This window comes from Pseudoxanthomonas sp. P4_B2 (assembly GCF_056402315.1).
In genome coordinates this window covers 241,404-264,578 of record NZ_JBFUHQ010000004.1, presented here as the reverse complement: position 1 = coordinate 264,578, position 23,175 = coordinate 241,404, and the positions used below count along the sequence as shown (strand labels likewise).

Genomic DNA, 23,175 nt, shown 5'->3' with positions numbered 1-23,175 from the left:
AAGGTTGGACGATGGCAAGAAAGTTTCCGAGTTTGTTCACTCTTCTCAGTCGATCGAGTGTTGCGCTAATCGACGTCTCGCCACATCACTTCACATCATGACTGTAGGCGATGAACCCCTCATTCTCTGCCACAGAGTCGTACAAGCGCCGTGCCGCGATGTTGGACTGGTGGGTTTGCCAATAGAGGCGGAGTAGGAACGAGGGCTGCGTCGCATCGTCAAAGCGGTCTCTGGTGGGAGCACCCAAGATGCCCTCCATGCGGTCATGACACAATGACCACTAGCCATATTTTTTGGATAGCCACTTGGGCAAGCATCCTGCACGCGAGGCGGTCATTCCCTTCGTCACCGTTGAGGCGGGTGGGCGTCCGCTTTACCGACAGATCTACGACGGATACCGCACAGCAATTCTCGAAGGAAGACTGCGCGCTGGGCAGCGGATTCCCTCGACGCGAGCGCTCGCCCGCGAGCTGGGCATTTCACGCCTACCGGTACTGAGCGCGTTCGAGCAACTGCTGCATGAGGGGTATCTTGAAGGACGAGCAGGCTCGGGGACTTTTGTGGCGTCGTCGATACACGACATGCAAGATACAACGGCCCTCGGTGAGGGACCGGCGCATCAGCGCAGCTCGCGTAGACGCAGTATTGCGGTCCTACCTGCATCTGGCTCGCGAGATGCACAAGATAAAAAAGAGGACCTCGGCGCCTTTCGTGTCAGCTTGCCAGCCCTCGATCACTTTCCACAAAAAATATGGGCCCGACTCGTAACGCGTCACGCCCGAGGTATGCCGATCCAGCTGATGGCCTATGGCGATCCGGCGGGCTACCTGCCGCTTCGTCACGCCGTGGCCGATTACCTGCGCACCGCGAGGGCAGTGGCGTGCGATGCCAGCCAAATCCTGATTGTTTCCGGATCGCAGATGGCACTGCACTTGTGCGCGCGCGTGCTGCTCAAAACGGGTGATACGCTCTACTTTGAAGATCCTGGCTACTCCGGAGCGAGGTCAGCCCTGACCGCGACCGGTGCGACGTTGCAACCGGTATCGGTGGACAGGGAGGGACTCATGGTGCAATCGATGCGCCCTACGAAAAGTCCAGCGGGTGCGGTCTACGTGACACCATCGCATCAATATCCGCTGGGTGTTTCGATGAACGTATCGCGACGCTTGGAATTGCTTGACTGGGCGCGGCGTCACCAGGCATGGATCATTGAAGACGATTACGACAGTGACTACCGTTTTTCAAGCCGACCGCTCGGCGCACTGCAGGGAATGAATGGCGCGGCCCAAGTCATCTATACGGGAACCTTCAGCAAAGTCCTTTTCCCCGCATTGCGCATAGGTTACTTGGTCGTGCCGCCGTCGCTCGTGGAAAAGTTCATCGCGCAGCGCCTGTCCATGGATCTGTTTCCGCAGACGCTCGATCAACTGGTGCTGATGGACTTTCTGTGCGAAGGGCATTTCTCGAGGCACCTGCGTCGTATGCGTGCGCTTTACCAAAGCCGTCGGGATACGCTCGTGTCTGAAATCGAAAAGCACCTCGGCGACGTGTTAACCATCGTCAACGCGGACGCGGGCATGCACTTGACGGCGCGGTTGCCGACGGGTATCGATGACGTCGACGTCGTGCGACTTGCGCGCACCCGAGGTATCAACGCGACCGCACTCTCTACCTGTTACGTAGCGAATACAGACGACCCTGGCCTGATTCTGGGGTTTGGCGGCGTTCCGGAAGCGGACATCATCCGAGGCGTGCGGACGCTATCCGAGGTCCTAGCGGATATCACCGCCCGTAAGCGCGCATCTTGAATGTTCGAATACCTACGAACCAGCACGGCGCTCGCATGGCCGCTTCGGGTCGGAAGCAGACACTTCATCTGCGCTTGCACATCCAGAATCACCGCGACGCGCGCAGCGCCTTCTGCTCTTCCAGCGTCAGTGCAACGTTGTTGCGCAGATACGCCGGTTCCACTCGCTCCGGCGCCATCGCTTCGCCACGTGCGTAGGCGGCGACCGCCAAGCGCGCGACATCGGCGGCGTGCGGCAGGACGCTGGCGTCCACGCTGAGCAGTTGCAATCCCAGATGCGATTGAAGCGCATTGTCGACGGCGGAGAAGCCGGTTCCCAGCGCGTGCCAGCCGCCTTGGTCGTCCGGCAATACGACTTTTCCCGGTGCTGCTACGACTTCGGTTGAAATGGCGATGAGTTCGTCGCTGTTGCGTTCGAATGCGCCTACGTAGACTTCGCCCATTCTTGCGTCTATGGCGGCGAGGATGCGGACTTTCTCTGCACTTTCCTGGCGCCCACTTAACCCCTCCCCAGCCCTCCCCTGCGCCCCGAAGGAAGTCCCCTTGGGGGGCATTCGCAAGGGAGGGGGCAGAGCGGCGGCGATTGCTTGCAACGTGGATACACCGATCATCGGCTTGCCCAACGCAAGCGCGATGCCCTGCCCCAACGCGATGGCCAGGCGCACGCCGGTGAAGGCACCGGGGCCGCGACTGATGGCGATCGCATCCAGCTGCGAGCGTTTGATGCCCGCCTGCGTGAGAAGCTCCTCGGCCCACGGCAACGCATACTCCGCATGCAGGCGCGGTGCGATTTCGTGGCGCTCGATGATCTCCCCATCGAGATACAGGGCGACTGAGCAGGCTTCGGTGGCGGTTTCAAAAGCGAGCAGCTTCATACCAATCCTGTTCGGAATCCTGCGTTGCATCCGCAATGGTGGGCGTAACCCCGAAGAACCGCTGCACTTCCGCTACTTCCCGTGTGCGCGCGAACGGCGGCAGCGAATCCAGGAACACACGGCCGTAAGGCTTGCCGGTCAGGCGCGGATCGCACAATACCAGCACGCCGCGGTCGGTCTCGCTGCGGATCAGCCGGCCCACGCCCTGCTTGAGCGCGATTACCGCCTGCGGCAGCTGTTCGTCGCGGAACGGATTGCCGCCATCGCGGCGGATCGCCTCCAGCCGCGCTTCGAACACCGGGTCGTCCGGCGCGGCGAACGGCAGCTTGTCGATCACCACCACCGACAACGCGTCGCCGACCACGTCCACCCCCTCGCGGAAACTTGCCGCTCCCAACAACACGCCATTCCCGGATTCGCGGAAGCGCTGCAGCAACGTTGCGCGCGGCGCCTCTCCCTGTACGAACAGCGGCCACGGCGCATCGCGCAGGGTTTCGGCCGCCTCGCGCAACGCACGGTGCGAAGCGAACAGCAGGAAGGCGCGGCCATTGGAAGCCTGCAGCACCGGATACAAGGCCGCGATCAGCGCGGTGCCGAAACCGCGCGTATTGGGTTCGGGCAGGTTCTGCGGCAAATAACACAGCGCCTGTTTCGGCCAATCGAACGGACTGGGCTGCAACAGCGTGGGCGGATCCTCTAATCCAAGCCGCGTGGCGATGTGATCGAAGCCGCCGCTGACCGCCAGCGTGGCCGAGGTGAACACCCAGGACGCATGCGATTTCTCACGATGCTCGCGTAGCGGCCCCGACACATCCAGTGGCGTGCGCTGGCAACGGAAACCGCGCTGCGTCAGTTCGTACCAGAGCACATCGCTGGTGGGCAGCGGCGCGCCGTCGTCCAGATCGACCACATGGCTTTCGCCCGAGGCGCTGCCGTCTTCCAGCCATCGCGCCAGACGCGTGGCCGAATCCTTGGCGCGCGAGGCGCAGGCATCCAGACCCAGCGACGCATCGGCCATCGCCACCACCGCTTCGATCAGATGCGCCAGCGACTCGGTCAGCGCATCGAATCCGGCCCGCACTTCCGGTTTGGCCAACGCGCGAAAACGGGTGCCACGCGTCGGCAATCCTTCCATACCCGCCCGCAGCTCGCGCAAGGCCTGCTCCAACGCGCGCACCGGCACCTGCAGGCTGGCCAGCGCGCCGGGCACGTCTTTGCATTCGGCAAGACAGTCGCGCGCCAGTTCCTGGATCGGGCGCATGCCGAAACTTTCGCCGAAGAAATTGGCGGCTAGTTCCGGCAGCTGGTGCGCCTCGTCGATCACGAACGCCTGCGCGCCGGGAAGGATTTCGCCGAAGCCTTCCTGTTTCAACGCCAGGTCGGCGAGCAGCAGATGATGGTTGACCACCACGATGTCGGCGGACTGCGCGCGCTGCCGCGCCTGCACCACGAAGCAGTCGCTCCAGAACGGGCAATCGGTGCCCAGGCAGTTGTCGTTGGTGGAAGTGACCATCGGCAGCAACGGCGAATCGTCGGGCAGCGCTTCCAGTTCGGCGATGTCGCCGTATTGGGTGCGACCGCCCCAGGACACGATGCGCTGAAATTGGGAAATCTGTTCGCGGGTGGTGAAACGCGGTTCGCCCTTGGCCTGTTCCAGCCGGTACTTGCACAAGTAGTTGGCGCGGCCCTTCAGCAGCGCGGATTTCAAGCCCGTTCCCAGCGCATTGCGCACGCGCGGCAGGTCGCGGTGGTAGAGCTGGTCCTGCAGTGCGCGGGTGCCGGTGGAGATAATGGTCTTCAGGCCCGACAGCAGCGCGGGAACCAGATAAGCGAAGGTCTTGCCGGTGCCGGTGCCGGCTTCGGCGAGCAGCACTTCGCGGCCTTCGAAGGCTTCGGCAATCGCCGTGGACAGGCGTTGCTGCGCTTCACGGGGGACGAAGTTGTCGAGCTGGGCGGCGAGCGCGCCGCCGGCGCTGAGCGCTTCGCGGCTGGCTTGGGCGAGTTGGGACATCCTTACATTCTATTCAAGCCGGCCACCGTGCAGGCTTCGATTTGCACATGCGCCGACGCGGCATCCTGCGGCAGGCCGCGCGCCAGTCGCGCCTGTTCGATGGTGGCCCAGTGCCGGCGGCAGAGCGGGCCGACCTTGGAACCCAGATCGAAGGCGCGCTTGGCCAGGGTCTCGGCGCGTTCGTTGTCCGCCTGCAGCAATGCGACTTCCGCACGCTCCTGCAACACCGCAGGATCATCCGGAACGATCAGCAGCGCCTGGTTCAAGGCATCGGCGGCGGCCCCATAGTTGCGCGCTGCGATCGCCGCGGTGGCCGCGTCGCGCAGATCCTGCACTTGCGGATCGCGCAAGGGCTGCACGGCGAGCTCGCGGTCATCCGCACCCTTGGATGCGGCGACGGCGGCGGCCAGGCGTTGTTCGGGCGCCACTTTCGGCACCGGCGGCGGCGCAGGCAAGCTCGGCGCGGTGCTGCACGCGGCCAGCGAAACCAGCGAGGCAATCAGCAGCGTGCGTGGCGACAGCAATATTTTCATCGAGGTTCGGGAGCGGGTGCGGGTTCGGGGGGCGGTTCGGATTGTTCCTCCGGTTTTTTGTCCAGTCCGAACCAGCTGCGCCAACCGCCGCCCTCTTCTTCGCCCGGCTCCTCGGGCACGGATTCGATCACGCAGGGGGCGTACTCGGGCGCGAAGCCGGCCACGAAAGGAATCTGCCGTGCGCCGGGGCAGCTGGCGTCGGTGGTGTTGGCGCCGGAGACCCATTGCCAGTCCAGACCCTTGCCGGACACCTTCAGCGGCGCGCTGGGCAGGCGCGAGAAAATGCCGGACCACACCCGCATCGCGCCGGTGGCGCCGTACAGGCCGGTCTGTTCGTTCTGGTCGTTGCCCATCCACACCACCGCCAGATGGTCGCCGGTATAGCCGGCGTACCAGCTGTCGCGTCCGTCGTTGCTGGTGCCGGTCTTACCCGCCGATTGCAGACGGCCCAGGCCGTCGCCGAGCAATTGGCGGCCGGTGCCGTTGCTGACCACCTGCTGCAAGGCGATGCTGATCAGATGCGCGGCGATGGAGTCGCCCTCCTGTGCGGGCGCGGGCGTCTTGTCGTAGCGCTTGAGCAGTTTGCCGGAAGGATCGAGCACGCCGCGCACCGCATGCAAGGGCTGGATCTCACCGCCGGAAGCCAGGAACTGGTACAGCTGCGCCATCGCGTACGGACTCTGGTCGGTGGCGCCCAGGATCAAGGAAGGATTCGTGTCTGACTTGATGCCGGCCAGCACACGGATCAAGCCGGAAAGACGTTCCGGATCGACCTTCATGCCGATACGCACGGTGGCCTGGTTGTAGGAATGCGCCAGCGCATCGACCAGCCGCACCGAACCATGGCTGCGGTTGTCGGAATTGCCGGGCGTCCAGCGCTTGCCTTTGCCGAGCTGCACGGTGACCGGAGAATCGTCGACGTAACTGGCCAGTGAATATTTGTCGGGCTGCGCCAGCGCCAGCAGGTAGACGAAAGGCTTCAATAGCGAACCCACCGGCCGCTGCGCTTCCACCGCGCGGTTGAAGCCGGGCTGCGACACATTGCGGCTGCCGACCACCGCCAGCACATCGCCGTCATGCACGTCGGTCACCACCAAGCCGGCCTGCAGCGGCGGACGCCGCTTGTTCTCCACCGACTTCAACGTGCGCGCCACCGCGCCTTCCGCGTAGGCCTGCGCGGAAGGCGACATGCCGGTGAGCACGCTCAGACCGGCGCCCTGCAGCGCGCTTTCCGGATAGTCGCGCGCCAGTTGCCGGCGCACCAGATCGACATAAGCGGGGAAACGGTTGGCGGCAGCCATGCCCGGAGTCTTGGTCACGCCTAGCGGCGCGGCCAGGGCTCGCTTCCATTCGGCGTCCTTGATCAGGCCGGTTTCGTGGAGCTTGTTCAAGGCCAGGTTGCGGCGATCCAGTGCGCGTTCGGGATTACGGCGCGGGTCGTAGTAGGAAGGTCCTTTGACGATGCCGATCAGCAGCGCGATCTGTTCGGTGGTCAGCGAATCCAGTTCGCGCCCGAACCAGAACTCCGAAGCGGCGGCCACGCCGTGAATGGCCTGGCTACCGCGCTGGCCCATGTACACCTGGTTCATGTACGCCTCCAGGATGGTGCGCTTGTCGTAGCGCGCCTCCAGGATCAAGGCGAACAGGATCTCGTTGAACTTGCGGCTCAGGGTGACTTCCTTGCCGATGCCCAGCAGGCCGCTGCGCGCCAACTGCTGGGTCAGCGTGCTGGCGCCTTGCTTGCTCTCGCCACCGGACCGCACGGCGACCCAGAGTGCGCGCAGCATGCCGCTCAGATCGATGCCGTGGTGGGTCTTGAAATCGCGGTCTTCCACCGCCTGCAGGCCGGTCACCAGCAATACCGGCACTTCCTCCAGACGCACCAGTCGGCGCTCTTCCTGCTTCTGCCCGTACAGGGTGGCGATACGGGCCGGATCCAGCCGCGCGACCTTCAGGTTTTGCTTACGGACCAAATCACGCACGCTGGCGACGCGCCCACCGGACAGCGAAACCTGCAGCCTGCCGGCAGGTATCTTGGCGTCCACATCGGTGAAGCCGCGGCTCGAAATGGTGAAACGGCCGCTTTCTCGGGCGTAGGTGCCGAGACGCTCGCCGGCACCATCATCGCGATAGGACGCGGCGTCGAGCTCGGTCTTGAGTGTCTGCGCATCCATCGCCACGCCGGGCGCCAATTGCAGCGGGCGCGCATAGACGCGGGTCGGGATCTGCCACTGCAATGCACCGAAACGCTGGCTGACCTGATGGTTCAGGTACAGCGTGTACGGAATCAGAAAACCGAGGCCCAGCCCCAATACCGCCAGTGCCCAGGTGATCAGCCGCTGCCGCCAGGGATGCGCGTCCTCGTGATCGTCGTAGTCTTCGTCTTGGTCGTCGTAGTCGTAGCGCGGCACGGGGATGCGACAATATGGAGTCCGGCGAGTCTAGCGCAGCCCGCCACGCTGCGACTGCCGGAGAGTCCTTCCGCTCAGCTGGAGTTGCGCCGCAATGTCGATTTCCCTGGCCGAGGTGCGCTTCCAATGGCAACGCGCGCTGGGGCTGATCCGTCGTGGCATGACCAGCCTGCGCGCGCGCGGCTGGCAGGCCACCTGGCAGCGGGTGCAGCGCCAATTGCGCCGCGTGCCGCCCTCCCAACGCGCCAGACTCTATTTCCCCGCCGAAACGCCGTTCGCTCCGTTCGCCGTTCCCGACAGCGGCAGGCCACGCGCCAGCATCATCGTGCCGGTCTACAACCAGGTCGCCCACACCCTTGCCTGCCTGCGCGCGCTAGCCGCATATCCGCCGCTGGCCGCCTGCGAGATCCTGGTCATCGACGATGGTTCCAACGACCAGACCCAGGCTTGGATGAGCCAGGTGCAGGGTCTGCATTTCCACCGCCGCGCGCAAAACGGCGGTTTCATCGCCGCCTGCAACGACGGAGCCGCGCAGGCGCGTGGCGAGTTCCTGGTGTTCCTCAACAACGACACCGTGCCGCAACCCGGCTGGTTGGATACTCTGTTGGACACCTTCGCCCAACCCGATGCGGGTCTGGTCGGCGCCCAGCTGCTGTATCCGGACGGACGCCTGCAGGAAGCCGGTGGCGTAGTGTTCTCAGATGGTTCGGCCTGGAATTACGGACGCTTCGATTCGCCCGAGGATCCGCGCTACGCCAGTCTGCGCGACGCCGATTACTGTTCCGGCGCGGCGATCGCCGTTCCCCGCGCGTTGTTCGAGTCGTTGGGAGGTTTCGATACACGCTATGCACCCGCCTACTACGAAGACACCGACCTTGCGTTTTCGGTACGCGCGGCAGGAAAGCGCGTGCTTTATCAGCCCGCGGCGCGCGTGGTGCATCTGGAAGGAATCACCTCTGGCACCGATCTCAACCAAGGCGCCAAGGCCTACCAGGTGCGGAATCGGGAGTTGTTCGAACGGAAATGGCGCGATGCGCTCTCCACTTTCCCCGCGCCCGGCCTATCGCCGACGCCGGCGACGCTCCACGCGCATCAGCGGCAGATCCTGATCGTCGATGAAGCCATTCCCCAGCCTGATCGCGATGCGGCCTCGCTGCGCCTAGTCAACCTGATGAGAATGCTGCGTCAGGAAAACGCGCACGTAGTTTTCGTCGCCACCGAGCATGCGCCGGACCAGCAGGTGCTCGCCGATCTGCATGTGATGGGAATAGAAGTCTGGTACCGACCGTTCCTCACCAGTCTGCCCGCGTGGCTGGCCGAGCACGGCGAGCGTTTCTCGGTGATCCTCGCTTGCCGTTATTACCTGGCCGGCAAGATCATGCCTCTGGCCAGGAAGTACTCGCCGCAAGCCAGCTTCGTGCTGGATACCATCGATCTGCATTACTTGCGCGAATCGCGCGCCGCCCAACTAGCAGGCAACGATGCACTGGCAAAATCCGCGTTGCGGACGCGTCAGCGCGAGCTTGCGGTGATTTCCGGCGCCGACCTCACTCTGGTGGTGAGCGAAACCGAGCGCGATGTGCTTACCGAAGAGGGGCATGGCTCCAAGGTGGATGTGCTCTCGACACTGCACGAAGTGGCAGGACCCGGGCTGCCGTTTTCGCAACGCCAGGACTTGGTGTTCGTCGGCGGTTTCCGCCACACGCCGAATGTGGATGCGGTGCGCTGGTTCGTGCAGGAGGTGTTCCCCCGCGTACGGCGGCATTTGCCGGATGTGGTTTTCCACTGCATCGGCGGCGATGTTCCGGACTCGATCGCCGCGCTCGGAAAGCAGGAAGGAGTCACCGTCCACGGCCACGTGCCGAACCTGGATTCCGCCATGGACGGCATGCGCATCGCCGTCGCTCCGCTGCGTTTCGGCGCGGGGGTCAAAGGCAAGATCAACCTGAGCATGGCGCACGGGCAACCCGTCGTCGCCACCCGCTGCGCGGTTGAGGGGATGCATCTGCAAGAGGGAACCGACGTACTGGTGGCGGACGAGGCACAGGCGTTCGCCGACGCGATAGTGCGTCTGTACGGCGACGAAGACCTATGGAACCGGCTGTCGCGTAATGGACTGGAGAACGTTGCGCGCCATTTCTCGATGGATGCCGCGCGCGGAGTGGTGCGGAAGATTTTCTTCGAGGGAAACTATTTTTCCAGAGAGCCCGGAGAATCTCGGAACTCTTGAGCGATCCAGACTCTTTCAGAAGTTCCCTAGCGAATGACTTCAGGTCCCGTGCGTCGTTGTCGTAGCCTCGACCGACTCGGAATCGACGACGGACCCTAGTTGCCGCCCGCTTGCGCGCTGCGCACCCGCGCACTGAATTCGGCGAGCCCTGGCGCATTGCCGTCCAGCTCGCGCGCTTCCTTCAGTGCCTGCGCCGCGAATGCGACATCGCCCGAGCCCAGACGTTCGTCGCCAACCGCGATCCACTTCAGCGACAGGCGCCGGCGGGCATCGACCAGACCCGCACCGCGTGCTTCGAGGGCTTGCCAGGCGTCGTAACAGGCGCGCGCACGGCGGACCCGGTTGCTACGCAACTCTTCTTCGAAGCATGCACGTGTAGCCGGGAGGATTCGCGCCGTCGCTCGTTTGACGGCAGCGTCGCCTGGTGCCAGAGCTTGCGCCGCACGCAGTTTGTCGTACGCGCTTTCCCCTGGCGGCGTAAGCCAGTCGCCGCGAGCGGCGGCCTGATCCATTGCGGCGAGTAGTGCCTGAACGCTCTGGGTGCGCTGGCGCGGCTGAACCGCAGAGGCAAGCCGCGATTGCGACTGGCGGGCACGCGCCACTGCCTGTTCGGCTTCCTTGACGGAGGGGGACTGCGGCGACAATTCGCGCGCCTTCCGCAACGAGGCGGTCGCGCCGGCGAAATCGAAGTCCGCAGCTTCGCGCGCGGCTTGCTGCGCGTATGCGGTGGAGACTCGTTCCACACCTTGCTGGGCCGCGGCGTCTTCGGCGTTGATGCTGAGCGCCTGCTGGTAGCTGGACAACGCGGGCTCCAGCCTTTTCCTTTGCAGATCGCGTTCCGCGCTGCGCCGTTGCGTTTCCCCCACGCCAGCCAGCGCCGCCTGTGCGGCGGGCAGTTCGATATGTCCGGGATCGTTCTGTCGTACTTGCGAGATCAGGGCCGAACCCCGGGCCAGATCTCCTTGTGCGATCGCCTTGCGCGCCTGTTGAAGCAGTTCCGACAAAACGTCCTCGCGTCCTTCCAGCGCGACGGTATGGTTGGGTTGCAGATCCAAAACGCGCTGGTAAAGCGGCAATGCGGTTTCCATCTGGCCGGCGGCTTGCGCCTCGGCGGCGCGGCGCATCAAGTCGTCCAGGCCGCCATGGATGGATTCGCGTTCGCGCAACTGCAGCGCCACCACTTCCACCGCCGCACGCGGAACCTGCAGTTCGCGCGCGAGGGCAAGCGATCGGCGGGCCTGCTCGAAACGGTTGGCCCGCACGTGTTCGCCCGCCTCGGCGATGGCGGCCAGCCCCACACGCACCAGACCTTCGCGCGGTTCGCTGCGGTCTGAATCCAGTGCCTGGGCGGCTTCGAAATGCTGCCTTGCGCCAGTGCCGTCAGCCGCACTCAGATGGCCCTGCTGGAGGGCACGTTCCGCTGCGTCCAACTGTCGCTGGACACGGAGGTCCGGCCAAACCATATCGGCCAACGGGCTGCGGAAAATTACGACGGCGATTACCAAGCCCAGCAGGGCTGCGGCAGCCCACCACCAGCGACGACGGTCGCGCGACTGCGGAGACCCTTGAGAAGGGCGGCCGAACTCCACATCCGACCAATCGACGGTGGGTTCTACCCGGCCCCCGGGGGCCGGACCGGGTGCCCGGGGAGGTTCCTGACCGGGCTCGTCGTGCGGATCGTGGCGAGGGTAGCGAATCACCCCGACAGGATAATCGTTCAGCCTGAACGTCGTGCGTCCTCGACGCCCGGCAGTGCATCCAGCTTGCCCAGCAACATCGAAAGCTGGCCGTAGTCGGCGACCTTCAGGCGCAGGCGCAGCGCCACTTGGCCGCTGCCGCGCACGTTGTCGCTCTGGATATCGGTGACGTTGGCGTCTTCCTGCGCGATCAGCGTGGTGATGTCCTTGAGCAAACCCTTGCGGTCCAGTGCGCGGATCTGCACATCGACCTCGTAGCCGCCGCCGGCCACGCCCCATTCCACCGGCAATACCCGTTGCGGACTGGCGGCCGCCAGGCGCAGCAAGGAGGGACAGTTGGCGCGGTGTACGGTGACGCCGCGTCCACGGGTCAGATAGCCGGCGATGGGTTCGCCCGGCACCGGCTGGCAACAACGCGCCAGTTGGACCAGCAGATTACCCACGCCCTGCACGGTGAATTTGGATTTAGAAGGGGTCGGCGCGCGTTTGGGCAGACGTCGGACCGAAGCCGCAGGTGCCGGTTCGCTTGCCGCACGTTGCTCCTCGTGCAGCGCGCGGCCGATCTGGCTGGGGCCGACATCGCCCAGGGCAACCTGTATGTACAGATCGTCGATGCCCTCGGCGTGGAATTTCTTCGCCATGGAGGTCAGGTCGGCGTGGTGCAGCCCCAGGCGCTTGAGCTCCTTTTCCAGCACCTCACGGCCGGCCTGGACGTTGCGCGCGCGATCGAGCTTGTGGAACCAAGCACGAACCTTGTCGCGCGCGCGGCCGCTGGCCAGGAATCCGTTGGTCGCCAGCAACCAGTCGCGGCGCGGTTCGCCGGTCTTGGCGGTCATGATCTCCACACGGTCGCCGCTGCGCAGCCGGTGGTTGAGCGGCACGATGCGGCCGTTGACTTTGGCGCCGCGCGTGCGGTGCCCGACCATGGTGTGCACGTGATACGCGAAGTCGAGTACGGTGCCGCCGAGCGGCAGGTCGATGACCTCGCCCTTGGGCGTCAGCGTATAGATGCGTTCTTCGGCGAGCTGGGCGTCGAGTTCGCCGGCAAGGCCTTCGGCCTCGTCGCGTCCGCCTTCGCCGCTCTGTTCCAGCAATTGCCGCATCCAGGCGATCTTGCGGTCGAAAGCCTTGTCGCCGCCTTTGCCTTCCCCACCCCTACCTTCTTTGTAACGCCAATGCGCGGCCACGCCGAGTTCTGCCTGCGCATGCATTTCGTGAGTGCGGATCTGCACTTCCAGCGTGCGCCCCTCCGGCCCGATCACCGCCGTGTGCAGCGATCGGTAATCGTTGGGTTTGGGCCGGGCGATGTAATCGTCGAACTCGCTGGGTACCGGCAACCACAGCGCATGGACCACGCCCAGCGCGGCATAACAGGCGGCGACATCGTCCACCGCGACCCTCACCGCGCGTAGGTCGTAGAGTTCCTCCATCGACACCTGCTTCTTCTGCATCTTCCGCCAGATGCTGTAGATGTGCTTGGGGCGCCCGCTGATTTCGGCGGTGATTCCCTGCTCGGCCAGCGCCGTGCGCAAGGCGGTCTTCACCCCCTCGATATAGCGCTCGCGCCCTGCACGTTTTTCGTCCAGCTGCTGGGCAAGTTGGCGATAGGTTTCCGGCTCCAGATGGCGGAAAGCCAGGTCTTCCAGCTCCCACTTCAGCTGCCAGATGCCCAGACGGTTGGCCAAGGGCGCGTGGATATCGCGGGTCAGCTGCGCCAACACGCGCCTGTCGGCAGCGGGCAGTTTTCCGGCGGTCCGCATCCGCGCCAACTGCCGGGCCAGCAGGATCGGCACCACGCGTAGATCGTGGACGATGGAAAGCAGCAGCCGGCGCAGGCCTTCGCTGTTGCCTGCGATTACGCGCTCGGCATGCAGCGCCCAGACCTGCGCCGCTGCGTTCTGTCCGTCCACCAGACCGGCAATGCCGGGCTGTTTCGCCAGTTGGGATTTCAGACCGGCCTGCAAGCCGGGGATGCCGAACAGCAAGGCCGCGACCAGCACATCGCTTTCGGCCGACAAACCCGCCAATGCCTCGAGCGTATCGACCAGCACGGGCCAGGCATCGGGCATGCCCGATTCGAGATCGGATAGCTTCGCGGCATCCGCGATGGCGGCCCGCATTTCGGGCGTCAAGCCATCGGCTGAACGGGACTGCAGCCAGGTTTGCAGCGGCGCGGAGGTCACAATGACAGGAATCGGCTTGGCGAAAGATATGACTACACTAGCGGCCTTGTGCCCGGAGGAGAACACCCATGAAAGCCGCCATGAAATCGTTTCGTATCCCCTTTACCCTGATCTTGCTTGCCCTGGCGACCGCGGCCTGGGGCCAGCAGACGCCACTGCAGACCGCCAATGTCGAGCAGCAGATGAGCGCCGACGAATTCAAGGCAGCCGGCCTGGACAAGCTGAGCGCACAGGAACTGGCCGCATTGAATGCCTGGTTGCAACGCAAGGTGGTGCAGGAGACCGCGAAGGTGGCGGAGACGGCGAAGGAAGAGGGTCGCAAGGAAGTGGCGGAAAAGAATCGCGGTTTCTTCGATTTCGGTTCCGCCGAGGCGATCGAGAGCTCGATCGTCGGCGATTTCAACGGCTTCGCCAACGGCCGCAAATACACGCTCGAGAATGGCCAGGTCTGGGAACAAATCGAACCCGCTTCTCTGGCTGGCGTGCGCAAGACCAATCCCAAGGTCAGGATCAAGCCGGGCATCCTCAACAATTGGTTCATGAAGATCGACGGCTACAACACTATGGCCAAGGTTCGCCGCATTAAATAGGCGCATGGGTCGGTCATTTCTGACCGACCTGGCGACAGGACATCCTCCCGGCACTGGTCAGGATGGCGTTTTTTTGGCGGTTCTTTAGCCGCCGCCATCTGCCGGCGGCGCAGCGCGCATTCAGCCCAGTGCCGCCAGCCGCTGGGCCAGTTTCTTCGGCGATATGCCCGCGCGCGCGCCCAGTTCCTGGGCGAAGACCGACACCCGCAGTTCTTCCAGGTCCCAGCGCAGCGCCTGCCACGAATCGCTGCGTTCTTGCCCACGAGCGGCCGCCTGCTCCAGCGCATCGATGAAGGGCCGCAGTTCCAGCATGCGCGCCTGATCACGAGTGGGATCGCGCAGGGCACGCTCGGCGCGCAGCCGCATCGCCTTGAGATAACGAGGGAACTGCGCCAATGCGTCGGCAGGCGTGTCGCGCAGGAAGCCCGCATGGACCAGCGAAGCGAGCTGCCTGCGCAGGTCGTCCAGGTTGCCGCTGGCCCAGCCCATCAGCGTCGATTCCAACTGCGGCTTGAGTTCGGCCACGGCGCCTAGGATGGATTCGGCGAGCTTCAGGCGCTCCATTGCTTCGGGAAACAGCCGCCGACCCGTTTCCTCGAGGCGCTTCTCGAAAGCGTCGAGGTCGCGGATGCCGTCCAATCCTTCGGCAAGCAATGCGTTGAGCGCGGCTTCCACCAGATCGCCGCGCAGGCGTTCCTGCGATTCGATCGCCGCGTACAGCAGGCCGGTCTTGGGAGAAACGGGTAGTTGTTTGCGCGCCTGCTTGCCCTTTTCCGCCAATGCGATCTCCAGCAGACGGCGCACGCCACGCGGATGCGCGGCTGCGGCTTCGGCGCGATCGGCGAAGACACGTAAGGCCACGCTCTCGCCTTCGTCCACCAAGGCCGGATAAGCGGGCACGCCCGCTTCGCCGGGCACCTGCAGCGGGATCGGGGTGGAAGGGAATTCCCGCAAACCCTGCGCGGCCATCTCGCGGCCGGCACGCGCGGCGAAGGCCTGCCCGGCGCGTTCACCGAAGCGCGCGCGCAAAACCTCCAGGTCGCGCGAATCGGCCAGCACTTTGCCGTCGTCGGCACGCAGACGCAGATTCATGTGCAAATGAAGCTCCAGCGCGGCATCATCGAAATCCAAAGCGGTCACGAGGGCGCCGGTGGCGCGGGTAAGAAAGCGCGCCAGTTCGCCACGGATATCGTCGGCGCCCGGTTTCGGGAACGCCTCGGCGAAGGCGCGGCCGAAATCCGGCGCTGGCACGTAGTTGCGTCGCATCGCCTTGGGCAGGCTGCGGATCAGGCCGGCGGCCTTGTCGGCGACGAAGCCCGGCGCCAGCCACGACAACCGCGCCGCATCCAGCGCGTTGAGCAGGCGGACAGGCACTTCCAGGGTTACGCCGTCGTCGGTCGCGCCGGGTTCGAATTTGTAATGCAGCGCAAGCCGCGCATCGCCGAGCGGGAAATATTTCGGGAACCGATCCTCTTCGCTGCCTTCGCCCGGCAACAGGTCGGTCAGCGACCAATGCAGCGCGCGACGCGCTTCCGGCGTCAGCTTCTTGTACCAGGCATCGAGTCCGGCGGCCGAATGCAGGTCGGAAGGAATGCGATCCAGGTACCAGCGCGCCTGCCAGTCTTCGTCGGCGACGATACCGGCGCGACGCAGCTTGGCTTCTTCTTCACGCGCGTGCTCGAGCATCTTCAGGTTGTCGGCGACGAAACCGGCGCGCGTATTGATTTCGCCCGTGACTAGCCCTTGGCGCACGAAGATATCGTGGGCCTCCAGCGGTGCGATTCGGCCGTAGTGCACCGGCTTCTTCGGCGCCAGCACCAGGCCGAACAGACTGATCTGCTCCGAGGCCAGCACATGGCCCTGCGCGCGCGACCAGTGCGGATCGAAGTGCTTGCGCGCCAGCAGGTGTGGGAGTTCGGCGATCACCCAGTCCGGTTCTATCGCGGCATTGGTCATGCCCCACACGCGCGCCGTATCCAGCAAAGTGGCGCTGAGCACCCAGGCTGGCGGCTTCTTGGCCAGTGCAGAGCCAGGGAACAGGTGGTAGCGGCGCTGGCGCGGAGCGAGGAAGTCGCCTTTCTCGGTCTTGTGGCCCACCTGCGTGGGCAGGCCGGCGAGCAGGGCGCGATGCAGCGACACGTAGGCGGCAGGGCCCATGTCCTCGGCCAGGGAATTTCCATCGCCCGGCTGCGCGCCCCCATTTCCAGAGGGGGCGACCGCTTGTCTTCCCTCTTTGAAAAAGGGGGATTGAGGGGGATTTGCTTTTCGCGCCAAGAGCAAATCCCCCCTGCCCGCCTTATTCAAAGGGGGAAAGCGTTCGCTCGGATTCGTCGTGGCGGCAAGTTCGTTGAACTCCCAACCCAGCTCGGCGCACAGCAACAGCAGCTGCCGATGCAGTTCGCGCCATTCGCGCATGCGCAGGAAGCCGACGAAGTGTCGTTCGCACCAGTCGCGCAGTTTCGATTGGGTCAGCTCCTCGTGCGCATCGCGATACGCTTGCCACAGCTTGAGGATGCCGATGAATTCGGATTTTGGATCGGCGAATTTCGCGTGCGCGTTGTCGGCGGCCTCGCGCGCTTCCGGCGGCCGCTCGCGGGGATCTTGGATGCCCAGGAACGATGCGATCACCGTCATCTCGCGCAGCGACGCATTGCCGTGCGCGGCCACCAGCATGCGCGCCAGCTTCACGTCGACCGGCAGACGCGACATCTGCTTGCCGATCGCCGTCAGTTTCCGATCTTTGTCTACAGCGCCGAGTTCGCCGAGCTGCTGCCAACCATCGGCGATCGCGCGTTCGTCCGGCGGTTCGAGAAACGGGAAATCCTCGATGCGGCCCAGACCTAGCGACAGCATGCGCAGGATCACCCCGGACAAACTGGAACGGCGGATCTCCGGATCGGTGAACTCCGAACGCGACTCGAAATCGGCCTCGGCATACAACCGGTAGCAGATGCCATCGGAAATGCGTCCGCAACGTCCCTTGCGCTGGTTGGCGCTGGCTTGCGACACCGGTTCTATATGCAGGCGGTCCAGCTTCTGTCGCGGGCTGTAGCGCTTGATGCGCGCGTAACCGGGATCGACTACGTACTTGATGCGCGGTACGGTCAGCGAAGTTTCGGCCACGTTGGTCGCAAGCACCAGGCGGCGCTTCGGACCGGGATTGAAGACCTTGTCCTGGTCGCGCGCCGACAAGCGCGCATACAGCGGCGTGACCTCGGTTTCGCGGTATTTGCGCCGTTCCAGCGCCTGATGTGCGTCGCGGATCTCGCGTTCGCCCGGCAGGAACATCAGCACGTCGCCACGCGGATCCTGGCGGGTGATCTCGTCGATGGCGGCGACGATGGCGTTGTTGACGGTACGGTCGCCTTGCCGACCTTCGTCGGAGTCGCCGCCTTCGCCTTCGAGCGGCCGGTAGCGGACTTCGACCGGAAAGGTGCGTCCTTCCACGTCGATCACCGGCGCATCGCCGAAATGGCGCGAGAACCGTTCCGTGTCGATGGTCGCCGAGGTGACGATGACTTTGAGGTCGCGGCGCTTGCGCAGCAGCTGCTTCAGATAACCGAGCAGGAAATCGATATTGAGGCTGCGCTCGTGGGCTTCGTCGACGATGATGGTGTCGTAGGCCGACAGCCAGCGGTCGGACGCTATTTCCGCCAACAAGATGCCGTCGGTCATGAACTTGATGCGGGTGTCGTCGCCGACCTGGTCGTTGAAGCGGACCTGGAAGCCCACTGCGCCGCCGACCGGCCCGCTCCCTATATGGGTGCCCAGTTCCTCGGCCACGCGCCGCGCCACCGCGCGCGCCGCGATCCGGCGCGGCTGAGTGCAGCCGATCATGCCGGCCACGCCGCGCCCGGCGGCCAGGCACAGCTTGGGCAACTGGGTGGTTTTGCCGGATCCGGTTTCGCCGGCGATCACCACCACCGGATGGGCGCGGATCAGCGCGACGATCTTTTCCGCCTCGCGCGCGATGGGCAGCGCTTCATCCAGCGTGACCGCAGGTGCGGAAGCGGCGCGCGCGGCGATCTTCGCGCTGGAAACCGCCAACGCCTGCTCGAAGGTGGCGCGAGCAGCGGGATCGGCGGGTTTGGCCTGCCAGCGCGACCACAGGCCATGCAGACGCCCACGGTCGCGCGTCAGCGCTCCGTCGATGGCACGGCGCGCTGCGGGCAGGTCCTTGTTTTCGGTTTCGGAAGCACCCATCGATCAGTGGCAGTGAATTTTTTGATTACACAACATGCGTTACCTTGTTTATTGTCGCCTATCCCACCTTAAGGAGCGCCCCCGCATGGCCAAGACCAAGAGCAGCAAGCCCAAGAACAGCAAGCCGGACAAGCGCAGCGCCCCGGCGACTTCGCCCGCCGCCGCCAAGCTGGCCGCCGCCGCGCCTACCGCACCCAACATCGATATCGGGATCGGCGCCGGGGATCGCAAGAAGATCGCGGACGGCCTGTCGGGTTTCCTCGCCGATAGCTACACGCTGTACCTGAAGACCCACAACTTCCACTGGAACGTCACCGGCCCGATGTTCAATTCGCTGCACAACATGTTCATGACCCAGTACACCGAACAGTGGACCGCGCTGGACGAGATCGCAGAACGCATCCGCGCGCTGGGCTTCAACGCACCCGGTTCCTACCGCGAATTCGTGGCCCTATCGTCGATCGCCGAAGAGCCCGGCCTGACCGATAGCGCCGACTGGCACGAAATGGTGCGCCAGCTGGTGGTCGGCAACGAAGCAGTCTGCCGTACCGCGCGCAAGGCGCTCAAGACCGCCGACAACGCCGGCGACGATCCCTCGGTGGACCTGCTGACCCAGCGCCTGCAGACCCACGAGAAATATGCCTGGATGCTGCGCTCGCTGCTGCAGTGACGGCATAGCTCAATGGCTCGCCCTCTCCCTTGATGGCGCCCGAAGGGTGTGCAGGGCTGAGAGGGTGGCCGAAGGCCGGGAGAGGGTGCGCCGGAGCCGGCTGAAGTTGGCCGCCACACTGCATCCAGTGTCGGCAACGTAAAAGCACGCATCGCTGCGCTCGCGTACCCCTCTCCTGCCCCCGTATCAAGTACGGGGCAGGCTCTTCGGGCATCCTCTCAGCCTTGCACACCCTTCGGGCGCCACAAGGGGAGAGGAGAAATCAAGCACTGCGTTCTCTGCAAATGCGACCGCTCTACTTCAAAATATTGCCCAAGTACAGAAAACCCTTACCCGAATCAGCGGCCAGACCCTAACCCCGCAGCCGGCATACCCAGAATGCGGGGCTTGACCCCGCTGTTAACCTAGTCCCATGCAGGAATCTCCCCAAGAACTGTTGCACCGCATCTTCGGCCACGCTGATTTTCGCGGCCCGCAGCAGGCGATCATCGAACACATCGCCGCAGGCGGAGACGCGCTGGTATTGATGCCCACCGGTGGCGGCAAGTCGCTGTGCTATCAGGTACCGGCGTTGCTGCGGCCGGGGGTAGGCGTGGTGATCTCGCCGCTGATCGCGTTGATGCAGGACCAGGTGGAAGCGCTGCGCCAGCTAGGCGTGCGCGCCGAATTCCTCAATTCCACGCTGGATGGCGAATCTGCGGCGCGAGTCGAACGGGCGCTGTTAGCAGGGGAACTGGACCTGCTGTACGTGGCCCCGGAGCGCCTGCTGACACCGCGCTTCCTGTCGCTGTTGGACCGCTCGCCCATCGCCCTGTTCGCCATCGACGAAGCGCATTGCGTCTCGCAATGGGGCCACGATTTCCGCCGCGAATACCGCGAACTCACCGTATTGCACGAGCGCTGGCCGCAAGTGCCGCGCATCGCGCTGACCGCCACCGCCGACCCGCCTACCCAGCGCGAGATCGCCGAACGCCTGCAACTGGACGAGGCGCAGTGGTTCGTCAGCTCTTTCGATCGTCCCAACATCCGCTACAACGTCGCGCAGAAAGAGAACGGCAAGCGTCAGCTGTTGGAGTTCCTGGACGCGCACCGCGGCGAGGCCGGCATCGTCTATTGCCTGTCCCGGCGCAAGGTCGACCAGACCGCAGAGGCACTGGCCGAACTGGGCTTCAAGGCCCTGCCCTATCATGCGGGCCTCGATGCGGAGGTGCGCGCCGCCAATCAACGTCGATTCCTGCGCGAGGATGGCGTAGTGATGGTAGCCACCATCGCCTTCGGCATGGGCATCGACAAACCGGATGTGCGTTTCGTCGCCCACATGGACCTGCCGAAATCGCTGGAAGGCTATTACCAGGAAACCGGACGCGCCGGCCGCGATGGCGAACCCGCCGAAGCCTGGCTTTGCTACGGCCTGGGCGACATGGTGCTGCTCAAGCAGATGATCGAGCAGTCCGAGGCTGGCGAAGAGCGCAAGCAATTGGAGCGCCGCAAGCTCGACCAGTTGCTGGGCTATTGCGAATCTATGCAATGCCGGCGCCAGGTGCTACTAGCGGGATTCGGCGAGACTTACATGCCAGTCGGCGCGCCCGAGGGCGCGACCGGCCAACCCTGCGGCAACTGCGACAACTGCCTGCACCCCGCCGCCAGCTGGGATGCGACGCTGGCCGCACAGAAAGCCTTGAGTTGCGTCTATCGCACCGGCCAGCGTTTCGGTGTGGTGCATTTGATCGAGGTACTGCGTGGCGGCGAAGGCGAACGCATTCAACAGTTCGGCCACGACAAGCTCAGCACCTACGGCATCGGCAAGGACCTAGATGCGAAGTCGTGGCGGGGCGTGTTCCGTCAATTGGTCGCCGCGGGGCTGCTGGAAGTCGACGCCGAAGCCTTCGGCGGTCTGCGCCTGACCGATTCGAGCCGTGCGGTCCTCACCGGCAAACAAGCCGTGGTCCTGCGCAAGGAGCTGCCGGGAAAGAAACAACGCGAGCGCGACCGCGGCCCGCGCACTGGCGTGGCGGTGCAGCCGCAGGATCTGTCCTTGTTCGGCGCCTTGCGCGACCTGCGCGCGCAGCTGGCGCGCGAACAGAACGTGCCGGCCTACGTGATCTTCCACGACAGCACCCTGCGCAACATCGCCGAACAACGCCCCGGCAGTCTGGGCGAACTCGCGCAGGTCGGCGGTATCGGCGGGACCAAGCTCGAGCGTTACGGCCCACAGGTGCTGGAAACCATCCGCGCCCAGGGTTGAGGCGGCAACGCGTCAACGCATGGTCGGAATGACGAAGCTCTGGTCGGAAACCGGTCCGCCTTTCGGCCAGCGCTGGGTAACGGTCTTGGTGCGCGTGTAGAAGCGTACCCCGTCCATGCCGTACTGGTTGAGATCGCCGAAGCCCGAACGTTTCCAGCCGCCGAAGCTGTGATACGCCACCGGCACCGGAATCGGCACGTTGATGCCGACCATACCCACTTCCACCCGATCGGCGAACTCGCGCGCCGCATCGCCGTTGCGGGTGAAGATGGCCACGCCGTTGCCGTACTGGTGTTTCGATGGCAGTTCCAGCGCTTCCTCGAACGTATCGGCACGTACGATCTGCAGTACCGGCCCGAAAATCTCTTCTCGGTAGGTTTTCATCTCCGCGGTGACATGATCGAACAGGCTGGGTCCCAGGAAGAATCCTTGCTCGTGGCCCGACAATGAAAAGCCCCGGCCATCGAGCACCAGCTCGGCGCCCTCATCGACGCCGATCTGCAGATACGTCTCGACCTTGGCCTGGTGCGCGGCATTGATCAGCGGACCAAAATGCGCCTGCGGATCGGTGGAAACGCCGATGCGCAGGCCCTTCACTGCCGCGACCAGCTTCTCGCGCAATGCTTCGGCGGTTCCCTTGCCCACCGGTACTACTACGGGCAGCGCCATGCACCGCTCCCCGGCCGATCCGTAGGCCGCGCCCACCAGGTCGGCGACGGTCTGATCCAGATCGGCATCCGCCAGCACGATGCCGTGATTCTTGGCTCCGCCCATCGCCTGTATGCGCTTGCCATGCTGCGCGCCCAGCGAATACACCGACTGGGCGATGTCGGACGAACCGACGAAACTGACGGCCTTGATCGTCGGATGCTTCAGGATCGCTTCGACCGTGTCCTTGTCGCCATGCACCACGTTGAGCACGCCCGGCGGCAGGCCGGCTTCGATCATCAGTTCCGCCAAGCGCACCGAGACCGAAGGATCGCGCTCGGACGGCTTCAGGATGAAAGCATTGCCGCAGGCGATGGCCGGACCGAACATCCACATCGGAATCATCGCCGGGAAATTGAACGGAGTGATGCCCGCGACCACGCCCAATGGCTGACGTGCGGAGTACACATCGATGCCAGGACCGGCCCCCTGCGTGTATTCGCCTTTCAGCAAATGCGGAATGCCGCAGGCGAACTCGATGACCTCCAAACCGCGTTGAAGGTCGCCCTTCGAATCCGCGATCACCTTGCCGTGTTCGCTAGACAGCAGCTGCGCCAGTTCGTCCATATGCGCTTCCAGCAGGCGCTTGAACTCGAACATCACCCGTGCCCGACGCTGCGGGTTGGCCTGCGCCCATCCCTTCTGCGCTTCCGCGGCATTGGCGACCGCACGATCGAGTTCGGACGCCGAGGCCAGCGACACGCGTGCCTGCACCTGCCCGAGATTGGGATCGAAGACCTCGCCGTAGTTGCCGGAGGTTCCTACGACCGACTGGCCGCCGATGAAATGTTCGATGTTGCGCATGTGCATGTTCCTGAAAATGTTCGAGTTATCCACGCTTGCACATAAGCCGCCAGTACGCGCGCAGGATCATTCCTGGAGATGCGGTGGCGACCGAATACCGCCGCCGCACTCCTGATAGTAGGGATCGTAGCGGGACGACGCGCCCGCCGCATCACTTGGACACACGGCGGTAACAGGTGTCCCCCAGCATTAAGGGTTGGGCCCACGA

Annotated in this window: 13 protein-coding genes; 5 read left to right on the top strand and 8 right to left on the bottom strand. The window is 64.5% G+C overall.

All coding sequences use genetic code 11. The features are described 5' to 3' along the window. The first annotated feature begins 305 nt into the window (after nt 1-305). The gene (gene pdxR, locus AC1DTQ_RS12315) at nt 306-1,808 is read left to right on the top strand and encodes a MocR-like pyridoxine biosynthesis transcription factor PdxR (RefSeq protein ID WP_477849936.1); all 1,503 of its coding nucleotides are present in this window, start codon (nt 306-308) and stop codon (nt 1,806-1,808) included. 88 nt (nt 1,809-1,896) lie between these two features. On the opposite strand, the gene tsaB is transcribed toward pdxR, so the two are convergent. From tsaB to mrcB, 4 genes are read right to left on the bottom strand one after another with little or no spacing between them, the layout of a single operon-like run. Then, nucleotides 1,897-2,682 carry a tRNA (adenosine(37)-N6)-threonylcarbamoyltransferase complex dimerization subunit type 1 TsaB gene (tsaB, locus tag AC1DTQ_RS12310; RefSeq protein WP_477849935.1) on the bottom strand — a complete coding sequence of 262 codons (786 nt, stop codon included), beginning with the start codon at nt 2,680-2,682 and terminating at the stop codon, nt 1,897-1,899. After that, nucleotides 2,663-4,693, bottom strand: a complete 2,031-nt coding sequence (locus AC1DTQ_RS12305) for an ATP-dependent DNA helicase (protein WP_477849934.1) — start codon at nt 4,691-4,693, stop codon at nt 2,663-2,665. Before AC1DTQ_RS12305 ends, tsaB begins: the two co-directional genes overlap by 20 nt. Nucleotides 4,694-4,695: 2 nt before the next feature. Then, the gene (locus AC1DTQ_RS12300) at nt 4,696-5,226 is read right to left on the bottom strand and encodes a tetratricopeptide repeat protein (RefSeq protein ID WP_477849933.1); all 531 of its coding nucleotides are present in this window, start codon (nt 5,224-5,226) and stop codon (nt 4,696-4,698) included. Further along, a complete protein-coding gene (gene mrcB / locus AC1DTQ_RS12295; protein WP_477850092.1) occupies nt 5,223-7,643 on the bottom strand; it encodes a penicillin-binding protein 1B in 2,421 nt (806 codons plus the stop codon). The genes AC1DTQ_RS12300 and mrcB overlap by 4 nt, the downstream gene beginning before the upstream one ends. An 88-nt stretch (nt 7,644-7,731) precedes the next feature. Here mrcB and AC1DTQ_RS12290 point away from each other — a divergent pair, with 88 nt between their 5' ends. Continuing rightward, on the top strand, nt 7,732-9,867 hold the full coding sequence (locus AC1DTQ_RS12290; protein WP_477849931.1) for a glycosyltransferase: 2,136 nt from the start codon (nt 7,732-7,734) through the stop codon (nt 9,865-9,867). Nucleotides 9,868-9,962: 95 nt separating this feature from the next. Here the strand turns inward: AC1DTQ_RS12290 and AC1DTQ_RS12285 are convergent, their stop codons facing one another. Together AC1DTQ_RS12285 and AC1DTQ_RS12280 are read right to left on the bottom strand one after the other, a co-directional pair. After that, nucleotides 9,963-11,567 carry a hypothetical protein gene (locus tag AC1DTQ_RS12285; RefSeq protein WP_477849930.1) on the bottom strand — a complete coding sequence of 535 codons (1,605 nt, stop codon included), beginning with the start codon at nt 11,565-11,567 and terminating at the stop codon, nt 9,963-9,965. A gap of 17 nt (nt 11,568-11,584) precedes the next feature. Continuing rightward, the gene (locus AC1DTQ_RS12280) at nt 11,585-13,750 is read right to left on the bottom strand and encodes a RelA/SpoT family protein (protein ID WP_477850090.1); all 2,166 of its coding nucleotides are present in this window, start codon (nt 13,748-13,750) and stop codon (nt 11,585-11,587) included. A gap of 65 nt (nt 13,751-13,815) precedes the next feature. On the opposite strand from AC1DTQ_RS12280, the gene AC1DTQ_RS12275 reads away from it, so the two are divergent. After that, nucleotides 13,816-14,337, top strand: a complete 522-nt coding sequence (locus tag AC1DTQ_RS12275; RefSeq protein ID WP_477849929.1) for a hypothetical protein — start codon at nt 13,816-13,818, stop codon at nt 14,335-14,337. Between the two features lie 120 nt (nt 14,338-14,457). Here AC1DTQ_RS12275 and hrpA read toward each other — a convergent pair whose 3' ends face one another. Further along, entirely contained in the window at nt 14,458-18,540 is a 4,083-nt protein-coding gene (gene hrpA, locus AC1DTQ_RS12270) for an ATP-dependent RNA helicase HrpA (protein WP_477849927.1), read from the bottom strand. Nucleotides 18,541-18,625: 85 nt separating this feature from the next. Here hrpA and AC1DTQ_RS12265 point away from each other — a divergent pair, with 85 nt between their 5' ends. Together AC1DTQ_RS12265 and recQ are read left to right on the top strand one after the other, a co-directional pair. Then, on the top strand, nt 18,626-19,210 hold the full coding sequence (locus AC1DTQ_RS12265; RefSeq protein WP_477849926.1) for a Dps family protein: 585 nt from the start codon (nt 18,626-18,628) through the stop codon (nt 19,208-19,210). A gap of 412 nt (nt 19,211-19,622) precedes the next feature. Further along, on the top strand, nt 19,623-21,455 hold the full coding sequence (gene recQ / locus AC1DTQ_RS12260) for a DNA helicase RecQ (protein WP_477849925.1): 1,833 nt from the start codon (nt 19,623-19,625) through the stop codon (nt 21,453-21,455). Between the two features lie 12 nt (nt 21,456-21,467). Here recQ and AC1DTQ_RS12255 read toward each other — a convergent pair whose 3' ends face one another. Beyond that, nucleotides 21,468-22,967 (bottom strand): CoA-acylating methylmalonate-semialdehyde dehydrogenase, encoded by a 1,500-nt coding sequence (locus AC1DTQ_RS12255; RefSeq protein ID WP_477849924.1) that lies wholly within the window; start codon nt 22,965-22,967, stop codon nt 21,468-21,470. Nucleotides 22,968-23,175 lie beyond the last annotated feature (208 nt).